Origin of the sequence: Geitlerinema sp. PCC 9228 (genome assembly GCF_001870905.1) — a bacterium.
Classification (GTDB): domain Bacteria; phylum Cyanobacteriota; class Cyanobacteriia; order Cyanobacteriales; family PCC-9228; genus PCC-9228.
Window position 1 is genome coordinate 36,811 of record NZ_LNDC01000081.1, and the last position, 17,687, is coordinate 54,497.

14 protein-coding genes are annotated in these 17,687 nt (G+C 50.4%); 6 read left to right on the forward strand and 8 right to left on the reverse strand.

Annotation, left to right across the window (positions count from 1 at the left end):
• Positions 1-8 precede the first annotated feature (8 nt).
• Genes AS151_RS07085 through AS151_RS07095 form a run of 3 tightly spaced genes read left to right on the forward strand, consistent with a single transcriptional unit; the run spans position 9 to position 1,899 of the window.
• On the forward strand, positions 9-524 hold the full coding sequence (locus tag AS151_RS07085; protein WP_071516346.1) for an adenine phosphoribosyltransferase: 516 nt from the start codon (positions 9-11) through the stop codon (positions 522-524).
• 16 nt (positions 525-540) lie between these two features.
• Positions 541-1,584 carry an ABC transporter permease gene (locus tag AS151_RS07090; protein ID WP_071516347.1) on the forward strand — a complete coding sequence of 348 codons (1,044 nt, stop codon included), beginning with the start codon at positions 541-543 and terminating at the stop codon, positions 1,582-1,584.
• Between the two features lie 30 nt (positions 1,585-1,614).
• A complete protein-coding gene (locus AS151_RS07095) occupies positions 1,615-1,899 on the forward strand; it encodes a hypothetical protein (RefSeq protein ID WP_071516348.1) in 285 nt (94 codons plus the stop codon).
• Positions 1,900-1,924: 25 nt separating this feature from the next.
• Here AS151_RS07095 and AS151_RS07100 read toward each other — a convergent pair whose 3' ends face one another.
• Positions 1,925-2,791: an ATP-binding cassette domain-containing protein gene (locus AS151_RS07100; protein WP_071516349.1), complete on the reverse strand. Its 867-nt coding sequence runs from the start codon at positions 2,789-2,791 to the stop codon at positions 1,925-1,927.
• A gap of 20 nt (positions 2,792-2,811) precedes the next feature.
• On the reverse strand, positions 2,812-4,734 hold the full coding sequence (gene pstC / locus AS151_RS07105) for a phosphate ABC transporter permease subunit PstC (RefSeq protein WP_071516350.1): 1,923 nt from the start codon (positions 4,732-4,734) through the stop codon (positions 2,812-2,814).
• A gap of 378 nt (positions 4,735-5,112) precedes the next feature.
• Here pstC and raf1 point away from each other — a divergent pair, with 378 nt between their 5' ends.
• Positions 5,113-6,243 carry a RuBisCO accumulation factor 1 gene (gene raf1, locus AS151_RS07110; protein WP_071516351.1) on the forward strand — a complete coding sequence of 377 codons (1,131 nt, stop codon included), beginning with the start codon at positions 5,113-5,115 and terminating at the stop codon, positions 6,241-6,243.
• Between the two features lie 111 nt (positions 6,244-6,354).
• Here the strand turns inward: raf1 and AS151_RS07115 are convergent, their stop codons facing one another.
• The 5 genes from AS151_RS07115 to AS151_RS07135 all read right to left on the reverse strand — a co-directional run bounded on the left by AS151_RS07115 (position 6,355) and on the right by AS151_RS07135 (position 13,949).
• Complete coding sequence (locus AS151_RS07115; RefSeq protein WP_071516352.1) at positions 6,355-8,397, reverse strand: prolyl oligopeptidase family serine peptidase; 2,043 nt, start codon at positions 8,395-8,397, stop codon at positions 6,355-6,357.
• A 188-nt stretch (positions 8,398-8,585) separates the two neighbouring features.
• On the reverse strand, positions 8,586-10,178 hold the full coding sequence (locus AS151_RS07120) for an NAD(P)H-quinone oxidoreductase subunit 4 (RefSeq protein WP_071516353.1): 1,593 nt from the start codon (positions 10,176-10,178) through the stop codon (positions 8,586-8,588).
• 217 nt (positions 10,179-10,395) lie between these two features.
• Positions 10,396-12,480, reverse strand: coding sequence for an NAD(P)H-quinone oxidoreductase subunit 5 (locus AS151_RS07125; RefSeq protein ID WP_071516354.1), 2,085 nt, complete (start codon positions 12,478-12,480; stop codon positions 10,396-10,398).
• A 210-nt stretch (positions 12,481-12,690) separates the two neighbouring features.
• Positions 12,691-13,083 (reverse strand): thioredoxin domain-containing protein, encoded by a 393-nt coding sequence (locus AS151_RS07130; RefSeq protein ID WP_071516355.1) that lies wholly within the window; start codon positions 13,081-13,083, stop codon positions 12,691-12,693.
• Between the two features lie 131 nt (positions 13,084-13,214).
• Positions 13,215-13,949 (reverse strand): NnrU family protein, encoded by a 735-nt coding sequence (locus AS151_RS07135; protein WP_071516356.1) that lies wholly within the window; start codon positions 13,947-13,949, stop codon positions 13,215-13,217.
• A gap of 190 nt (positions 13,950-14,139) precedes the next feature.
• Between AS151_RS07135 and AS151_RS07140 the strand changes: the two genes are divergently transcribed.
• Both AS151_RS07140 and AS151_RS07145 read left to right on the forward strand, forming a co-directional pair.
• Complete coding sequence (locus AS151_RS07140) at positions 14,140-15,168, forward strand: LysR family transcriptional regulator (RefSeq protein WP_071516357.1); 1,029 nt, start codon at positions 14,140-14,142, stop codon at positions 15,166-15,168.
• Positions 15,169-15,283: 115 nt separating this feature from the next.
• The gene (locus AS151_RS07145; RefSeq protein WP_244532930.1) at positions 15,284-16,807 is read left to right on the forward strand and encodes a serine/threonine-protein kinase; all 1,524 of its coding nucleotides are present in this window, start codon (positions 15,284-15,286) and stop codon (positions 16,805-16,807) included.
• Here the strand turns inward: AS151_RS07145 and AS151_RS07150 are convergent.
• Positions 16,804-17,610, reverse strand: a complete 807-nt coding sequence (locus AS151_RS07150; protein WP_071516359.1) for a pentapeptide repeat-containing protein — start codon at positions 17,608-17,610, stop codon at positions 16,804-16,806. The two genes, AS151_RS07145 and AS151_RS07150, sit on opposite strands and share 4 nt — an antisense overlap.
• Positions 17,611-17,687: the final 77 nt, after the last annotated feature.

The following is a 17,687-nucleotide window of genomic DNA, read 5'->3' on the forward strand; positions in this document are numbered from 1 at the left end:
CACTGATTATGGATTTAAAATCTTTAATTCGCGATATTCCAGATTTTCCCGAACCGGGCATTATTTTCCGAGATATTACCCCCCTACTGCGCGATCCACAAGGTTTGCGCTATACCATCGATGCTTTGACCGAACAAAGTGCCGCTTTTACCCCCGATTGCGTGGTGGGAATTGAATCTAGAGGGTTTATGTTTGGCGTTCCCATTGCCCAACAATTGGGCGTAGGTTTTATTCCGGTGCGCAAATCGGGCAAGCTACCGGCGGAGGTACATTCCATCGAATACGAGTTAGAGTATGGGAAAGGATTGTTGGAAATTCATAAAGATGCTCTTTGCCAGGGCGATCGCGTTTTGATTTTGGACGACCTGCTGGCAACAGGTGGCACTGCCAAAGCAACGGCGGATATGGTGGAAAAAACTGGGGCACAAGTGGCTGCTTGTGTGTTTGTCATCGAGCTTTTAGCCTTAGAAGGCAGGAAAAAATTCAATCACCATACCCCTGTGGTTAGTTTGATCCAATATTAAATCCAAGCATCAATCTATGAGCCTAGCCAGCCAACAGTGGAAAAATCTGCAACAAAAAGCGATCGCTGCCCTCACCAGCGATACCCTTACTTATACACTCAAACGCCTGTTACAAGGACTTTTCACCCTGTTGCTGGCTTCGGTACTCAGTTTTGCCATTATCCAACTGGCACCGGGTGACTACTTGGATAACCTGCAGCAAAACCCAGAAATCTCCCAAGAAACCCTAGAACAATTGCGCCGCCAGTTTGGTTTGGACCGTCCGCCGGTGCAGCAATACCTGCTGTGGCTGCAAAGCATCATCACCGAAGGGGATTTCGGCCGCAGTTTCACCTACCAACGACCGGTTACCGAAGTGCTAGCGGAACGCATTCCGGCCACGCTGCTGCTGGCGATTTCCTCATTGGTGGTTACCTGGGCCATTGGCATTCCGTTGGGCATTTTAGCCGCCATCCGCCAAAACAGCGCCATCGATCGCTTTTTGCGCCTAATGAGCTACACCGGCCAGGGATTTCCCAGCTTCATTACCGCCTTGCTGCTTTTATTTTTAGCCCAAAAAACCTCTCCTCTGTTTCCAGTTGGTGGTATGACCAGCATCGACCACGCCGATTTCAACTTCATCGGTAAAGTTCTCGATATTGGCTGGCATTTAATTCTACCCACCATTGCCCTGAGCATTACCAGTTTTGCTGGCTTGCAGCGGTTGATGCGCGGTCAGCTACTCGATGTTTTGCGCCAAGACTACATTCGCACCGCTCGTGCCAAAGGACTGCCGGAAAATCGGGTTATTTATGTCCATGCGTTGCGCAATGCCATCAACCCGCTTATCACCATTTTGGGGTTTGAATTTGCCAATTTGCTCAGCGGTTCTTTTATCACCGAATTATTTTTCAACTGGCCGGGATTGGGACTTTTAACCCTACAAGCGGTACAATCTCAGGATTTGTACCTGGTGATGGCAAGTCTGATGATGGGAGCTACCATGTTGATTGTGGGCAATTTGATCGCCGATTTATTGCTAAAATTTGTGGACCCCAGGATTCAGTTAGGGCAAGAGTAATCTTTTCAATCGCTGAAAAATACAACTGTTATGTACTCGCAAACCTACTATTTGGTTCGTTCCCGACAAAACGGACAATATTTGCAAGCCAGACCCGACGAGGAACAACGCCTGAACTACGTACTGGCTTTTCGAGAACAATACGAAGCCTTGAGCTACCTAAATACCCACGCTCCGGAGGTAGCCGACCGCTTTGGGATCGAATCACTGCCGGCTTCCCAACTGCAAGAGGTGCTGGATCGTTGGGAGTTTAATGGCATTGCTTTGGTGCGAGACCCGGTGGAACCGCAGGTGGAATTTTTGAGTAGAACCTGACTGGCAGCTATTTGATCTGATGGTTTCATTCGCTCGACTCAGCAGAAAGCAAGCGATCGCTTCCCGATTGCAAGCCGGAAAATCCCTGATAGACGTATTCCCAAGTGGCCTGAACATTGGGTTGGCGAAAAATTACTGTGGTGGGGGCATATTCCACCAACCGACCCACCCGTTGGCTATCGGTGGTATCTACATTGAAAAAAGCCACCATATCCGTCACCCGCGCTGCTTGCTTGAGGTTGTGAGTAACAATAACAATCGTATATTGTTGCTTCATTTCTTCCAAAAGATAATCAATCCGCGACGAAGAGATGGGGTCTAAAGCAGAACAAGGTTCGTCCATCAGCAAAATTTCCGGGTTGAGGGCAATGGCGCGGGCAATGCACAGGCGTTGTTGCTGGCCACCAGAGAGATGCAAGGCATTTTTGCGCAAATCATTTTTCACTTCTTCCCACAAACCCACCTGACGCAAGGCATGTTCCACCCGTTCGTCTATCTCACCGCGATAGCCATTCACGCGCAACCCCAAAGCAATATTTTCATAAACCGATTTGGGAAAGGGATTGGGTCGTTGAAAAACCATCCCAATGCGACGGCGGACTTCCACGGGATTGATGCGGGAGATTTCCCGTTCGTGTAGAAAAATTTTGCCCGTCACCTCAGCGCGGGTAATGGCATCGTTTAGGCGATTAAAACAGCGTAGCAACGTACTTTTGCCACAGCCAGAAGGACCAATAAAACCGGTAATTTGATTTTTAAAAATTCCCAGCGTTACATTGGCGATCGCAGGGGTACCATCGTAAGCCACAGATACATCTTCCGTCCTTAAAATCACCTCTTGGGGACCATTTAAATCTTCCTTTTCCGAGTTAGTTAGCGTATTTTCCGACATACAATTTTTCCTCCTCAAAATTAACGACGATGGCGAGATATATCACGCAGCAAAACCGCCACAATATTTAAAAACAAAACAATCGCACCCAAAACCAAAATAGCGGCGGCAGCATTTTCACGAAAAGCTTCTTGGGGTTTGGATACCCAAAAGAAAATTTGCGTTGTCAGCGTAGTAAAACTAGTTTGCAACCCCTCAACCGAAAAGGAAGGAGTAAACCGCAAAAACGCAACTGCCCCTACCGCAATCAAAGGTGCAGTTTCGCCAATGGCGCGAGAAATTGCTAAAAACATCCCCGTCACCAATCCAGGCAACGCTCTAGGAAGAGTAATACTCCAAATCACCTGCCAGCGGCTCATTCCCACCGCATAACCGGCTTGTCGTTGTTCGCCAGGAACCGAACGCAGAGTTGTTCGCGCTGTAATAATAACCGGCGGTAAAATTAAGATCCCAATGGTCAAAATTGCTGCCAAAATACTGTTGCCACCCGTGATAAAACCAAAAGTCTCGCTAAAAACCGCCAGTCCCAACAAACCGTAAATAATTGGCGGAACAGCTGCCATATTGGCCAGGTGAATTTCCAACAGTTCGCTGAGGCGAGTTTGGGGTAAATATTCCTCTAAATAAATAGCTGCTCCCAATCCAATGGGAAAAGCCAGTGCCACTGTACCAACCAATATCCACAAAGTGCCAATCAAAGCCGCATAAATACCTGCTTCTTCTGGATTGCGAGAAGGGAAGCTACTTAAAAAGACCCAATCCAACTGATGGGCACCTTTTTGTAGGGTGACAATAACCAACAGAGCAAAAACCAAGATGCCCACAAAAGCCGCCAGTGCGGATAAAAATTCAAACAGAGTATCGAAACGATTGCGTTGGATGTATTTGGCGAAAAATAAATTTTCTTGTTGGGAAGGAGTCAGTTCGATTTGAGCGTTCAATTGGGATGCTTCCATATCCTTTTGCTCTTGTTCGGTCAGTTCCGGCTGGGGAATCACCAACCCCGACATTTCCTGGCTGTGGCGGCGTACCAACCAATGGCCAAGACCGTTGAGAGCAAAGGTAACTACAAACAAGACCAAAGCCAGGGTAAAAATGGTATGGGAACGCAAAGACCCTGTCGCCACGCCCCCTAAACTCACTTGCACCATATAAGCTGTGATGCTTTCTACGGGGATGAGAGGGTTGAGGGTAAGCTGGGGATTTTGCCCGGCAGCAATACTGGCAATAATGGTTTCTCCCAAAGAACGGGAAGCTGCTAGGGTTAAGGCAGCTACAATGCCAGGAAAGGCTACCGGCAATAAAATTTTGAGAGTCACTTCCCGTTTGGTAAAGCCCAGGGCATAGCCCCCTTCACGTAAAGCTGTGGGCACATTATGAAAGGCGTCTTCGCTGATGGAGGAAACAATGGGGGTGATTAAAATGCCGGTCATCAATCCCGCACTCAAAGCATTAAAGGGCGGTAATCCTGGTACTACATGTTTCAAAAAAGGGGTAAGGAAGAGAATAGCAAAATACCCGTAGGCAATGGTGGGAATGCCAGAAAGGGCTTCCAGGCTGGGTTTGAGGAAACGACGTACTGAGGGGTTGGCATACTCGCTGAGATAAATAGCCGCTAAAATCCCTGTGGGAATGGCCACCAACATAGCGATCGCGGTAATGGTCAGGGTACCGCTGATCAAAACAATAACCCCAAACTGCCGGCTTTTATAATCAGGCGTCCATTCGGTATCGGTGAAAAATTCCCAAATGGGAACTTGTTGGAAAAACATCCATGCGTGGTACAAAAAGATTGCCAGAATGGATAGAGCAATGATGACGGGAATGCTGGCCGCAAGTGCCAGAACTCCGTGTACAACGCGCTCTTGGATGACTGACAATTGGAGTTTGACACGTTGTTTCCGATGCTGGGATGACTTGGTCGGTAAATTCCCTCGACTCATGAATGGTTTTCAGACATTTTGGTGGTGTTACAAATGGTTGTTTTGCCGGCAGCTAGCAACTGGTAACCTTAATGTGGTTTTCGGGACCCATCTAGCCGTCAATGTGGTTCGATGCCCCTTTTGGGGATGGATGGTGAAAGGGTCACCCCACCTATACTTTTCCTTCTATGATTTCAAAAAAAGGATAATTCGAAGTTAAGGTTTGGTTAGCACCTGCTGCGGCTTTCTAGTAAAGGCACGAGTTGGCGATCGCGGTGGGGAAAATGCCAGGAAAAACCAGTTTTCGCACATAGGAACGAGGGCACTGGAAAATTTGGTACAATTCAGCTAGCGATCGCGACGGAAACCACTAGCATTCTCAATAATTTTCCCAACGCCATGAGCGAAACCCCTTCCTACCAAACCCCGCCAAATCCATCCCTTTCCGAAAGGGAAGCCAGGCAACTGCTCGATGCGTTGCGCCGTCAAGAAGGCACTTGGCTCGATCGAGGACGTGCAATCTGGCGCTTGCAAAAGGGTGGCTACGACCCCAAAGCCATTTTTGACGAAACCGGCATCACCACCTCCCAGCAAAATCAGTTGGCTGTAGCTTCTCAGGTCTACGATACCTCCCTCGCCACCCAGGCAACAGAGCAACTGCGATCGCACTACGCACAAACCGGCAGCGACATTTTGTACGAACTGCGGGTATTAAGCAACGACGAACGCATTGCCGTCGCCGAATTCAGCTACCAAAGGCAGTTAAGCATCGCCGACGTTCGCGAAGTCACCAAAGCCGTCAAAGATTTTTCCCGCCTCGCGGAAATCCCTGAAGGATTCACCGAACATCCCGGAGATGCCGTTGCCTACGCCTACTGGAAACGCGCGCGCGACTATTCTGACTTGCAAAGCCGTACTCGCCTCATTGCCAGTGGCTTGCGATACGCACATTCGGAGACTGCCAGGCAAAAACTCGAACATTTACTGAGTGATTTGGCAGCAGTTCCCCAAAGCAAAGCACCCACTGCCCCCACCTATCGGGTGGAAACAGAAATCGAACTGCCGCGGATCGTACCGGTTGTGGGTACGTTTCCCCTGACGCCAAAAGATTTGGAGAATACCCCCACTCTGGGTAGCGAAGACCCCTTTCAGGTGGCTAAAATTGCCAAATCTGGAGAGTTTGTGCCCCTACCAGGCTGGCCGGTGATTCGCCAAGCGGAAGACCCGGTTGCCATCCACGCCACGGCGCGAACGGATGCCAGTGCTATGTCGGTGGATGCGTTGCTGGTTTCTCCTGCTGAGGAAAACGAGGTGAAAAATTCAGAACCAGTTTTGGTAATTATCGATCGCGCCATTCGTACTTTTGAAGCGTTTCGTTATTTCTTGGTAGAAAAAGAAGGACAGCTCCAGCTCACTTGGTTTGATGCGGACCCCCAGGTGCCCTTGTGGGCTGAGGTGTTGTTGATTTTGAAACCCAAGCGCATTTTTGATGAGGAGGCAATGGAGGTTTCTTGGCAGTATGAGGAGTAGGTTGGGGGAGAAGCGTGGGCGCATGGGGGAGACAAAAATAAATTTATTTCCTAAATCTGCTACTTCCTCCTTATTTTCCACGCCCCCACGCTCGCATGCTCGGTACGTTCCCTAAACCACCATCTCTAAAGTGCGGACCAAAAAGGCCAAGCGATCGCTGGCTTCTTCAATCCGCTTGCTGGTGGGTTTGCCGGCACCGTGACCGGCTTTGGTTTCGATGCGAATTAACACGGGATTTTCGCCTTGGTGAGCAGCTTGTAAGGCAGCGGCAAATTTAAAACTGTGGGCGGGAACGACGCGATCGTCGTGGTCTGCAGTGGTAATTAACGTAGAAGGATAGCGAGTACCGGGTTGGAGGTTGTGTAGGGGGGAATAGGCGTATAAAGCAGGAAAGTCTTCTGGGTTGTCTGGGTCGCCGTAATCGCTTTTCCAAGCCCAACCAATGGTAAATTTATGAAAGCGTAGCATATCCATCACGCCAACAGCAGGGACAGCTGCTGCAAATAGGTCCGGGCGTTGAGTCATACAAGCACCCACCAACAAACCACCGTTGCTACCACCACCGATAGCTAATTTTTCGCGACTGGTCCACTGATTTTCCTGCAACCATTCCGCAGCCGCAATGAAATCATCAAAGACATTCTGCTTTTGATGTTTGGTGCCCGCCTGGTGCCAGTCTTCGCCGTATTCGCCACCGCCGCGGAGATTGGGAATAGCAAGAATGCCTCCCATTTCCAGCCAAATAGCTTGAGTCACGGAAAAACTGGGCGTCAGGGAAATATTAAAACCGCCGTAGCCGTAAAGATAGGTGGGATTTTCTCCGTTGGGTAACAAACTTTTTTTATAAGTAACAAACATGGACACCTGGGTACCATCTTTGCTGGTGTAAAAGACCTGTTCGGTGCGGTATTGTTGGCTGTCGAAGTCAACCTGTGGCTGGCGGTAGAGGGTACTTTCCCCGGTGACCATATCGTAGCGGTAGATGGTGGGAGGATGGATAAAGCTGGTAAAACTGTAGAAGGTTTCGCGATCGCTTGGTTTGCCGTCAAAACCGCCAACAGAACCAATCCCCGGCAGTTCTACATTGCGAACGAAGGTGCCATCGAGTTGGAAAATTTCGATCTGGCTGTAGGCATTCTTGAGGTAAGCCGCAACCAACTGATGGTTGAGCAGGGTCACATCTTCCAGGATTTCCTCACGTTCGGGGATCGCCTCTTCGCGTTCCCCCGTGGTAATATCGATCGCGATCGCTTTGCCTCGGGGAGCGTTGCAATCGGTAAAAAACCAAAACCGCGACCCATCGTTGCCAATCAAGCGGTAACTCGCTTCAAACTCACTAATGAGTTCCACCACTGGGGCATGGGGTTGGGTTAAATCTTGATAGAAAACCAAATTTTTGGGGTCGGTGCCCTTCCAAACGGAGATAATCAAATAACGACCGTCTTCGGTGACGCGACCGCTAAATCCCCATTCTTTTTGGTCTGGGCGTTGGTAGACCAGCACATCTTCCGATTGGGGAGTATACAGGTGGTGGTAGTAGAGTTTTTGGTAGTAATTGAGGCTGGAAAGCTGTTGCGATGGTTGGGGTTCGTCGTAACGGCTGTAGTAAAACCCCTGATTATCTTTGGTCCAAGATACGTGGGAAAATTTAATCCAGTTGAGGGTTTCTGCCAAATCTTCGCCAGTTTCGATGTTGCGGATTTTCCACTGCTGCCAGTCAGACCCTCCCGCAGAAGTTCCGTAGGCAATCCAACCACCGTCATCGCTGATGGCAATACCAGAAAGAGCCACCGTACCATCTTCGGAGAACGTATTGGGGTCTAGGAGAACTTGCGGTTCGCCGTCAAGCGATCGCAGCGTGTAGAGAACGCTGTGATTTTGCAAGCCATCGTTTTTAAAATAAAAATAGCGCCTTCCCCGTCGCCAAGGGGTGCTGTATTTTTCGTAGTTCCAAAGTTGGGTGAGGCGGTCTTGAATCTGTTGGCGTTGGGGAATTTCTTCTAAATAGGCAAACGTGACGCGATTTTGCGCTTCGATCCAAGCCTTGGTTTCCTCAGAATCCAAATCTTCCAACCAACGATAGGGGTCGGCTACTTGGGTTCGGTGGTAGGTATCGATATGGTCTACCGTTTTGGTTTGGGGATATTGCAGCATATATGACAGTCAGGAAAAATGTAGCTTGCCAGGTAGATGAATATTTTATCGGATTCGATCCAGGTAGAGCGATGGTCGCTTTGGGGGATTTTTTCTAAGTCTGAATATAGGAAAAATCTATGGTTGCCATTGAAAAAAAGGACAGGCGCGTTCCCTGTCCTTTTGTTAGCGTTAAGAGAGCATGGAAGCTAATCTTTTGCGATCGCAGGGGCTTGCCAAGCTGGCCAGGTATTTGTCGAAGAAGCCACCTGGGAAGTTTCTCCTAGCGTCGGCACGGACTGGCGAAGTCGCGCCGTAATTTGCTGGGTAGTGGCATCGTACATACCCGAAACAATCTTGGGATACAAACCAATGCCAATCACCGGCACCAACAAAGAAGCAATAATGAACACTTCCCGCGGTTCCGCATCCACCAAAACTTCGTGTTCCACCAACTCCTTGTTTTCCTTGCCGTAGAAAATTTCCCGCAACATGGAAAGCAAGTAAATCGGGGTCAAAATTACGCCTACCGCCGCCAAACTAACCACAACCACCTTAAACAGGGGATTGTAGGCATCGCTGGTGGCAAAGCCCACAAACACCATCAACTCTGCCACAAAACCACTCATCCCCGGCAAAGCCAAAGAAGCCAGCGAGCAGGTAGTCCACATGGAGAACATTTTGCGCATTTTCTGACCGACACCGCCCATTTCATCCAACATGAGCGTATGGGTGCGGTCGTAGGTAGCTCCCACCAGGAAGAACAAACTAGCCCCAATCAAACCGTGGGAGATCATCTGTAGAAGCGCTCCGCTTAAGCCCAAATCGGTAAACGAAGCAATCCCAATCAAAACGAATCCCATGTGGGAGATAGAAGAGTAAGCAATCTTGCGCTTGAGGTTGCGTTGGGCAAAAGACGTGAGGGCAGCATAGATAATATTAACCACACCCAAAATCACCAAAATCGGGGCAAAATTGGCGTGGGCATCGGGCAACATCCCCGCATTCATGCGAATAAAAGCATAGCCCCCCATCTTCAGCAAGATGCCAGCCAGCAACATGTGTACCGGGGCAGTTGCTTCGCCGTGGGCGTCAGGCAGCCAGGTATGCAGGGGAAAAACCGGTAGCTTCACCGCATAGGCAATAAAGAACGCCGCATAAACCCAAAGTTGGAAATTATAGGCATAGTCCTTCACCGCCAGGCTGTTCATATCGAAAGTTACCGTATCCCCGTAGAAAGCCATACTCAAAGCTGCCAGGAGGATAAACAGGGAACCACCAGCGGTATACAGAATAAATTTGGTGGCTGCATAGCGGCGTCGTTTGCCGCCCCAAATTGACAGCAGCAGGTAGACCGGAATCAGCTCTAGCTCCCAGACCAGGAAAAATAGGAGCATATCCTGCACGGCGAACACCGCAATTTGCCCGCCGTACATAGCTAGCATGAGGAAGTAAAACAGCTTGGGTTTGAGGCTAACCGGCCAGGCGGCCAAAATCGCCAAAGTCGTGATAAAGCCAGTTAGCAGAATCAGGGGCATGGAAAGCCCATCGGCAGCCACCGACCAATTCAAATCGAATTGGGGCACCCAAGGGTAGCTTTCTACCAATTGCAATCCGGATTTGGACAAATCGTATTGGGTATAAAACGTCCAAACAATGAGGGCAAAATCCACCAAACCGACAATGAGGGCGTACCAGCGTACGGTTTTGCCCCCTCGATCCGGAATCATGGGTACCAACAGAGCTGCCACTACGGGCAACAGAATAATGGTTGTCAGCCAAGGAAATTCCGATACATTCACGATCTTTCACTCCAAAATTTGCGATCGCCACTGTCTCGATAGTTTTTTCCCGATTCCATTCACCGCCAAGCCAGGCTGGGAATCGATGGTGATTTGGCCGAAGTTTTGACACCAAAAACATCGAGCCAAACCTAGCTTTTGGCAGTTCGCAGGATGCAGCCAGGGTTGAGATCGCCGTACAACTCGTTACAGGTGTGCCATGGCCATGGGGGTCTCGTTATCCCATGCTAAAAAACACCACCAAACCTAGAATGGCTGCAAATACAATCAAAGCGTAAAACTGAGCGCGACCGTTCTCGAAATATTTCAATCCTTCACCGCCGAGAAGCGTCGCCAATCCCGTGAGGTTCACGGCACCATCGACCACGCGATAGTCTACTTCCAGAATTTGTCGTGCTAGGCGTCGCGAGCCTTTGACAAAGATGGCCTCATTAATATCGTCCAAGTACCACTTATTGACAGAAAATTTGTACAAGGGAGCGAGGGATTTGGCAACCCGTGCCGGACTAATTTTTCCAGAGAGGTACATTAAGGAAGCTACTGTAATGCCAATCAGGGCAATTCCCACGGAACTACCCGCCATAATGGTAAATTCCGTCCAGTCAAAAGCGACGGCATGTTCGGCAACCTCTGCAGCTGCCTCGGGGGGATAGATAAATTCCTCAAAATAATTGGCAAACGGCATCCCTACGAACCCCAGGGCTATGGAAGGAATTGCCAGGACCATCAAAGGCACAGTCATGCTGGCAGGGGATTCGTGGGGATATTCGCTGTGGTGATGCGAAGCTTCGTCGTGGGCATCGCTTTCCGCTTCCAGTTCTTGGGGATTCATGGCCCCCGGTCCAAAAGCGGCGGCCCAAGCGGCTTGTTCTTCAGCTGGGGTTGCTTCTGCGAGGACTTGCCGGCGAAGATCGCGGTCGTTGCCGCGGAAAGAACCTTCAAAGGTGAGGAAGTACAGCCGGAACATGTAAAAAGCGGTCAAACCGGCGGTCAACCATCCCACGACCCACAAGGCGGCGTTGGCCTCAAAGGCTTGGGAAAGAATCTCATCTTTCGACCAGAAGCCAGCAAAGGGCGGAATGCCGCAAATGGATAGGGTACCGATGGCAAAAGTGATGGCGGTAACGGGCATATACTTGCGCAAACCACCCATCAAACGCATATCTTGTGCCAGGGTCGGATTGTGCCCCACCACTTCTTCCATGCCGTGGATGGTCGAGCCAGAGCACAAAAAGAGCATGGCTTTGAAGTAGGCGTGGGTCATTAGGTGGAACAAACCGGCACTGTAAGCACCCAGGCCCATCGCCATCACCATGTATCCCAGTTGGGAAATGGTGGAGTAGGCAAGACCTTTTTTAATATCGTTTTGGGTCAAGGCAATGGTTGCCCCCAAAAAGGCAGTGAATGCCCCGGTCCAAGCAATGGTATCCATGGCAAGGGGCACTTCGCCAAATACCGGATACATGCGCGCAATCAGGAAGACACCGGCGGCGACCATGGTAGCAGCGTGAATCAACGCTGAGATGGGTGTGGGTCCTTCCATAGCATCCGGCAACCACACGTGTAGGGGGAATTGGGCGGATTTGGCCACTGGGCCCAGAAACAGCAGCACGGCAAATAAAGCTGCGATCGCGCCACTGAGGGCACCGGTGCTCACCGCATCGCTGAGGCGGGAACCCATGAGGTCAAATTCGAAGGTACCGGTCGCCCAATACAGACCTAACATGCCTAACAAAAAGCCAAAGTCGCCCACGCGGTTGACCACAAAGGCTTTTTGGCAGGCATCGGCGGCGGCAGGGCGTTCGTACCAAAAGCCAATCAGCAGGTAGGAAGCCATCCCTACCAATTCCCAGAACACGTAGGTCTGGACGAGATTGGGGGACATCACCAGACCCAACATGGAGGATCCAAACAGGCTCAAGTAGGCAAAAAAGCGTACGTAGCCTTTGTCGTGTTCCATGTACCCATCGCTGTACACCATAACCAACAAGGTAATGGTGGTGACGATGACCAGCATGAGGCTGGCGAGGTGGTCGATGGTATATCCCATGGAGAGGTGAAACTCTCCGGCGGCTGCCCATTCAAACATTTGCGTGTAGGGGGCAGCCCCTTGGATTTGGTCCCAAAGCAGGGCAAATGACAAAACCATCGCCGCTCCCATGAGGGAGATGATAAAAACGGCGGTGGGTTTGCGCAGGTGGCTGGTGGCGTTGCTGTAGGAAATCAGCCCCAATCCCACAAGCATCGCCCCGACTAAGGGTAAAACAGGAATCAGCCAGGCATACTGATAAATCGGTTCCATCGCAAAAATACTACTTGAGAGTTCGTCATTGAAACGGCTAGCCCTTATAGATTGTTACATATACCTAGCCCGTATTACTCGATCGACCGACGAATTCTCAAGATGGTTGATGGATGGACAAGGTGGAGAATTAGAGAAATCGGGGGATACCCAGGCGGGGAATCGGCAAAATTTTTTATTTTTCCATAGCCCCGATGGGTCTTCAACTGGCTAGCCAAATTCTGAGGATAGGCGGGCGTATGTAGAAGCAGTGGGTGCTATTGTGGTTGTGCTGCTTTGGTCGTCCCCAGCCAATTGGGCGAGGATGTGTTTGAGTTCTTCGCGCCCGGAGAAATGTTCGATGCGATGCCAAACGTCCCCTTGCACGAACAGAAGCAAGGTTGGTAGGGTTTTTAGTTTGTAGGCGTTGGCAAGTTTGAAGTTTTCGTCGGCGTTGATTTCCACTACTTGGATGCGATCGCCGTAGTTGCTTTGGAATTCCGTCAAAATGGGGTGGACCAGTTTGCAGAGCCCGCACCAAGGTGCCCAAAAATGGACCAAAACTGGCTGGGGCGCTTGCAGGACCTTGCTTGTAAACTCTTTTTCGCTAAGAGCGGACAGCATGTTTTCTCCCAAATTTTTTGTTAATTTATAATCTATTTGGGATCATGCTACAACGAAATTTCCAGATTCGCTGCCAACTTGCCGGAAATTTAAAATTTGTAAAAATCTTTCCCCCTCTTTCGTAATTTTGATTAACGCCATCCCAACCAAGCACTCCCTTGGATTAGGTAAGGGTGCGCCCAAGCCAGCAGCCAAACAAATAGGGCCACGCCCAGGTACGCCGGACGCAAAAACTCCTGTGGTTTCAGGGTTTGTCGTCCTTGCCAAATGGCCAAAAACGGAATGATGGAGGTACGTGCTTTGACTGGGGGAAAGGCTTCTGGATATCGCTGCAGCCAGCGGCGATCGCCATGCCAAACCCCAAACAGGTGGTGGGCAATCAACCCCAAAGAGGTCACCACCGCGAAACTGCTCCCCAACCACAGGGTATGGGCGATGCACCAAATGACTTGCCCCACCATTTGCGGGTGGCGGCAGATGCGGATAATTCCGGTTTCGTACAAATGTACCTGTGGCTTTTGCACGGCGGCAATTTCTAGTAGGTTAAAAGTAGCCGGATATAAGAAAACAAAGGAAATGGCAGAAAGCACCCAAACCAGCGATCGCATTCCAGGCACATCCTGCACCTGCCACAGTTGCACGCCGTCGTAGCGGTGGTTGATGAAATATACGACCAGCAACACGGCCAAAGGCAGACTGACCAGGGCAAACAGGACGCGATATCCCCGCGCGCCCAACCATTGCTCTCCTTGCCCTCGCCAAGCAGCCAAACCGCTGTGTGCCAGAGCAAAGCCTGCCAGCAGAGCCACCATCACCAAGTGGCTGTCTGCGATCCAATTCCAAACCGAACCATGGTCGAACATCATATAAGGAAATTAAATAGAGTAAGATTCAATACTAGGCGTATCTAGAAACCATATGGGAGGTTTTAAGGACCTCAATCGCTATACTGTAGCGTATTTTAACGAACGTAGCCTACTTTTCTTTCTAGATCGCCCAACCAACGGCCCAGGCTGCTGTTGATTTTGTCCGCAAGCCCTTTTAGGTTGATATCATATGTCTGAGTTGCCTTTCACTTTGGATCAGTTACGCATTCTCAAAGCGATCGCCGCGGAGGGAAGTTTCAAACGAGCTGCTGACAGTTTGTACGTTTCCCAACCAGCCATTAGCCTGCAAGTACAAAACTTAGAGCGGCAGCTCAACGTTCCTCTGTTCGACCGCGGTGGCAGGCGCGCCCAACTCACCGAAGCCGGGCATTTGCTGCTCAGCTACGGGGAAAAGGTACTCACCCTTTGCCAGGAAACCTGCCGCGCTTTAGAAGACTTGCAAAACTTGCAGGGAGGCACCCTAATTATTGGTGCTTCTCAAACCACCGGTACGTATCTGCTGCCGCGCATGATTGGCATGTTCCGCAACCGCTATCCGGAAGTATCGGTACAGCTGCACGTCCATTCCACCCGGCGCACGGCTTGGAGCGTTCTCAACGGTCAAATCGACCTAGCCATTGTTGGCGGCGAAGTACCGGCGGAACTGCACGATTCTTTAGAAATTATTCCTTACATCGAAGACGAACTGGCCCTATTACTACCCGCTGCCCATCCCCTGGCGAAAACGGAAAACATTCAAAAAGAAGACCTGTACAAACTGAAATTTATTACCCTAGAATCACAATCCACCATTCGCAAAGTCATCGATCAGGTGCTGTCGCGCTACGGCATCGATACCCGTCGTTTTCGCATTGAAATGGAACTCAACTCCATTGAAGCCATCAAAAATGCGGTGCAATCGGGCTTGGGTGCTGCCTTTGTCTCTACTTCCGCCATTGAAAAGGAACTGCAGCTAGGCACCCTACACCGTGCCCACATTCAAGATGTAGAAGTCAAAAGGATGCTTTCGGTGATTTACAATCCCAACCGCTACCGTTCCAAGGCGGCAGAGGCCTTCAGTCGAGAACTGCTGCCTCAATTTGCGCCGCCGGGATGGGAAAACAAAAAACCGCCGGTTCCGCCTTCTCCGCCGTTTGAACCGGACAAACAACCGCCACCGTCGTCCAACTCCGGTACGCCCAATTCTACGCTCACCTAAAAGCAAACCCCTGTTTCCACTAGCTTTTGGAATTTTTTCTGGCTGGTTGGTGCATAAAAAGGCTGCAAGCACGCTGCCAGCGATGTGACCATCCAGTCACCGAATTGCCTTGGGCATGACACTTGTCCAAAAACCTGATACAACAACTGGCAAAGCAACTGGTAAAACAACTGGCATGGAAGTCTACTGCACCCGTCCTAGCTGTCCCAGACCCAACAACGTTTTTCCCGATCTGGACGATAAAAACAACCTCACGACCACCCAGCAAAAATACTGTACAACTTGCGGTATGCCCATTATTCTGGCTGGGCGCTATCTCCCCTTGCGTTTGTTAGGTCAAGGTGGGTTTGGGGCAGCTTTTCTCGCCAGAGACCGCTATACGCCAGCCATGCGTCCGTGCGTGGTCAAACAATTTCAACCTTCTGGGGATTTAACGTCCCAGCAACGGGAACTGGCGCAAAATTTATTCCAGCGCGAAGCTGTGGCCCTGGAAGAGCTGGGCAACGCACATCCCAATATCCCCAATCTTTTGGCTTTTTTCCCTTTAGAAATTCCTTCCCGTAGCGACCCCAACCAAAACGAACAATTTTTTTATCTAGTCCAAGAATATATTGATGGCCAAAATTTAGAACAGGAACTGGAACAAAAGGGCAAGTTTTCTGAAGCGGAAATTTTGGAGGTTTTGCGATCGGTTTTGGATATTCTGCGGGTGGTTCACGAAAAAAATGCCATTCACCGGGATATCAAGCCGGCTAATATTATGCGCAATCAGGACAATCGCCTGTATTTGCTTGATTTTGGTGCTGTGAAGCGGGCGGCTATGGGGGGCACCCAACTCCAACAACAAGGTGCTTCCACTGGCATTTTCTCCATGGGTTTTGCGCCACCGGAGCAAATGTCGGGGAGTACGGTGTATCCGGCAACGGATTTGTATGCTTTGGCTGTGACTTGCATTACCCTGCTGACGGGGCGGCAGCCTATGGATTTGTACGATTCTTATAGCAATCAGTGGAACTGGCACGAGGAAGCCAAGGTGAGCGATCTCACGGCGGCGGTGTTGGATAAGTTGTTGCAAGCCACTCCCAGCGATCGCTTTCAGGCCGCAGAAGAAGTGCTGGCAGCTCTGCCAGAATCGGGTACTGCCAGTGGCGGTGGTTCTACTGGGACCTCTTCTGCATCGATTGGGTTGGCACCGACCCAACAGCAGAGCCGTTCTTCCCCGTCGCCACCAGCTCCTTCTCCGGCACCTGCGCCAAGTTCCAACGTGCCTGCAACTGCCTCTGGTAGCCGTTCGTTTTCTATGGTGGAAGTGATGGCAGGGGCTGCTTTTACGGGATTTGAGGGGTCTTTGCTGTACCTGGCTGCGGCTACGTTTGTGGCCCCGGGCCTTAGCATGGCGATCGCGGTGTTGCTGTCGGCGGGATTGGCGATCGCGCAAAACCGACGGCTGATAGAAGGCAAGGATTTGCCCATTTTGGGGGCGATTACCGTGGCGTTGGTGATTCTGTCCCCACTATCGGGAGGTATTCTCAACAATCCCCTGGGCATTGCCACGATTGCGGTGGTTTCTGGGGCAGTCGCGATCGCGGTTACCGCCATTTTCCAGCTGGTGCGTTCGATGCTGGCTAATTTTCTCTAATTGCACCCCTGTAGGGAAGTTTCCCCATCCGGCATGATGGCACCGCAAAAGGTCACCCCCCGCAGGTCGGCACCTTCTAACTTGGCATTGAGTAAGTTGGTATTGTTCAAGTTGGCATCTTGCAGGTCGGCATCGATAAACGTGGCGTCTTTGAGGGTGGCTTCCTGGAAATTGGTTTCTTGCAAATCGGCTTCAAAAAACACCGCGTCGTTGAGCAACCCCCCGGCAAAGGAGGATCCTTTTAAGTCAGATTCGCTAAAATTTACGTTGGACATAGCGGCACGGGTGAAGTTGGCTTGGGCAATATTAGTATTACTCAAGCCAGCATTACGCAAATCGGCATTGCGAAAATTGGCACCATCCAAATCGGCACCGCTAAATTGCGTATTCTGAAGAATCGCTCCTTCTAAATTTGCTTTATCCATATCTACATCGCGCAGGACCGTATTGCTTAAATCGGCTCCTACCAGGGAAATTTCCTGCATTTCAGCACCAATCAAATAAGCATCGGTCATAACTGTATTGTCAAGAATCGCAAAATCCAGGATCGCATCCCGGAGATTGGTTCCCACCAAAAAAGCTCCCCGCAAGTCTGCCCCCGTAAGATCCACTTCGCTCAAATCCATACCGCTTAAATCCGCCCCAGTTAAATCGCATCCCCCGCACTCGCGGTTTTCCATGAGATTTTGCACGTGTTCGGGATTTTCCGCTAGGGTAGGACCCCATCCTACCAAAACAGCGATCGCACTTGCGATGGCTAGCTGCGCGTACCAAGACCATGTCGCTCGTTGTTTCCCTGCCATAAACTTTGGCCATCCGTTACCAGCACTATTGTAGACACAAAAAAACTCTGGAAAGATTCCAGAGCGTGACAATCCAT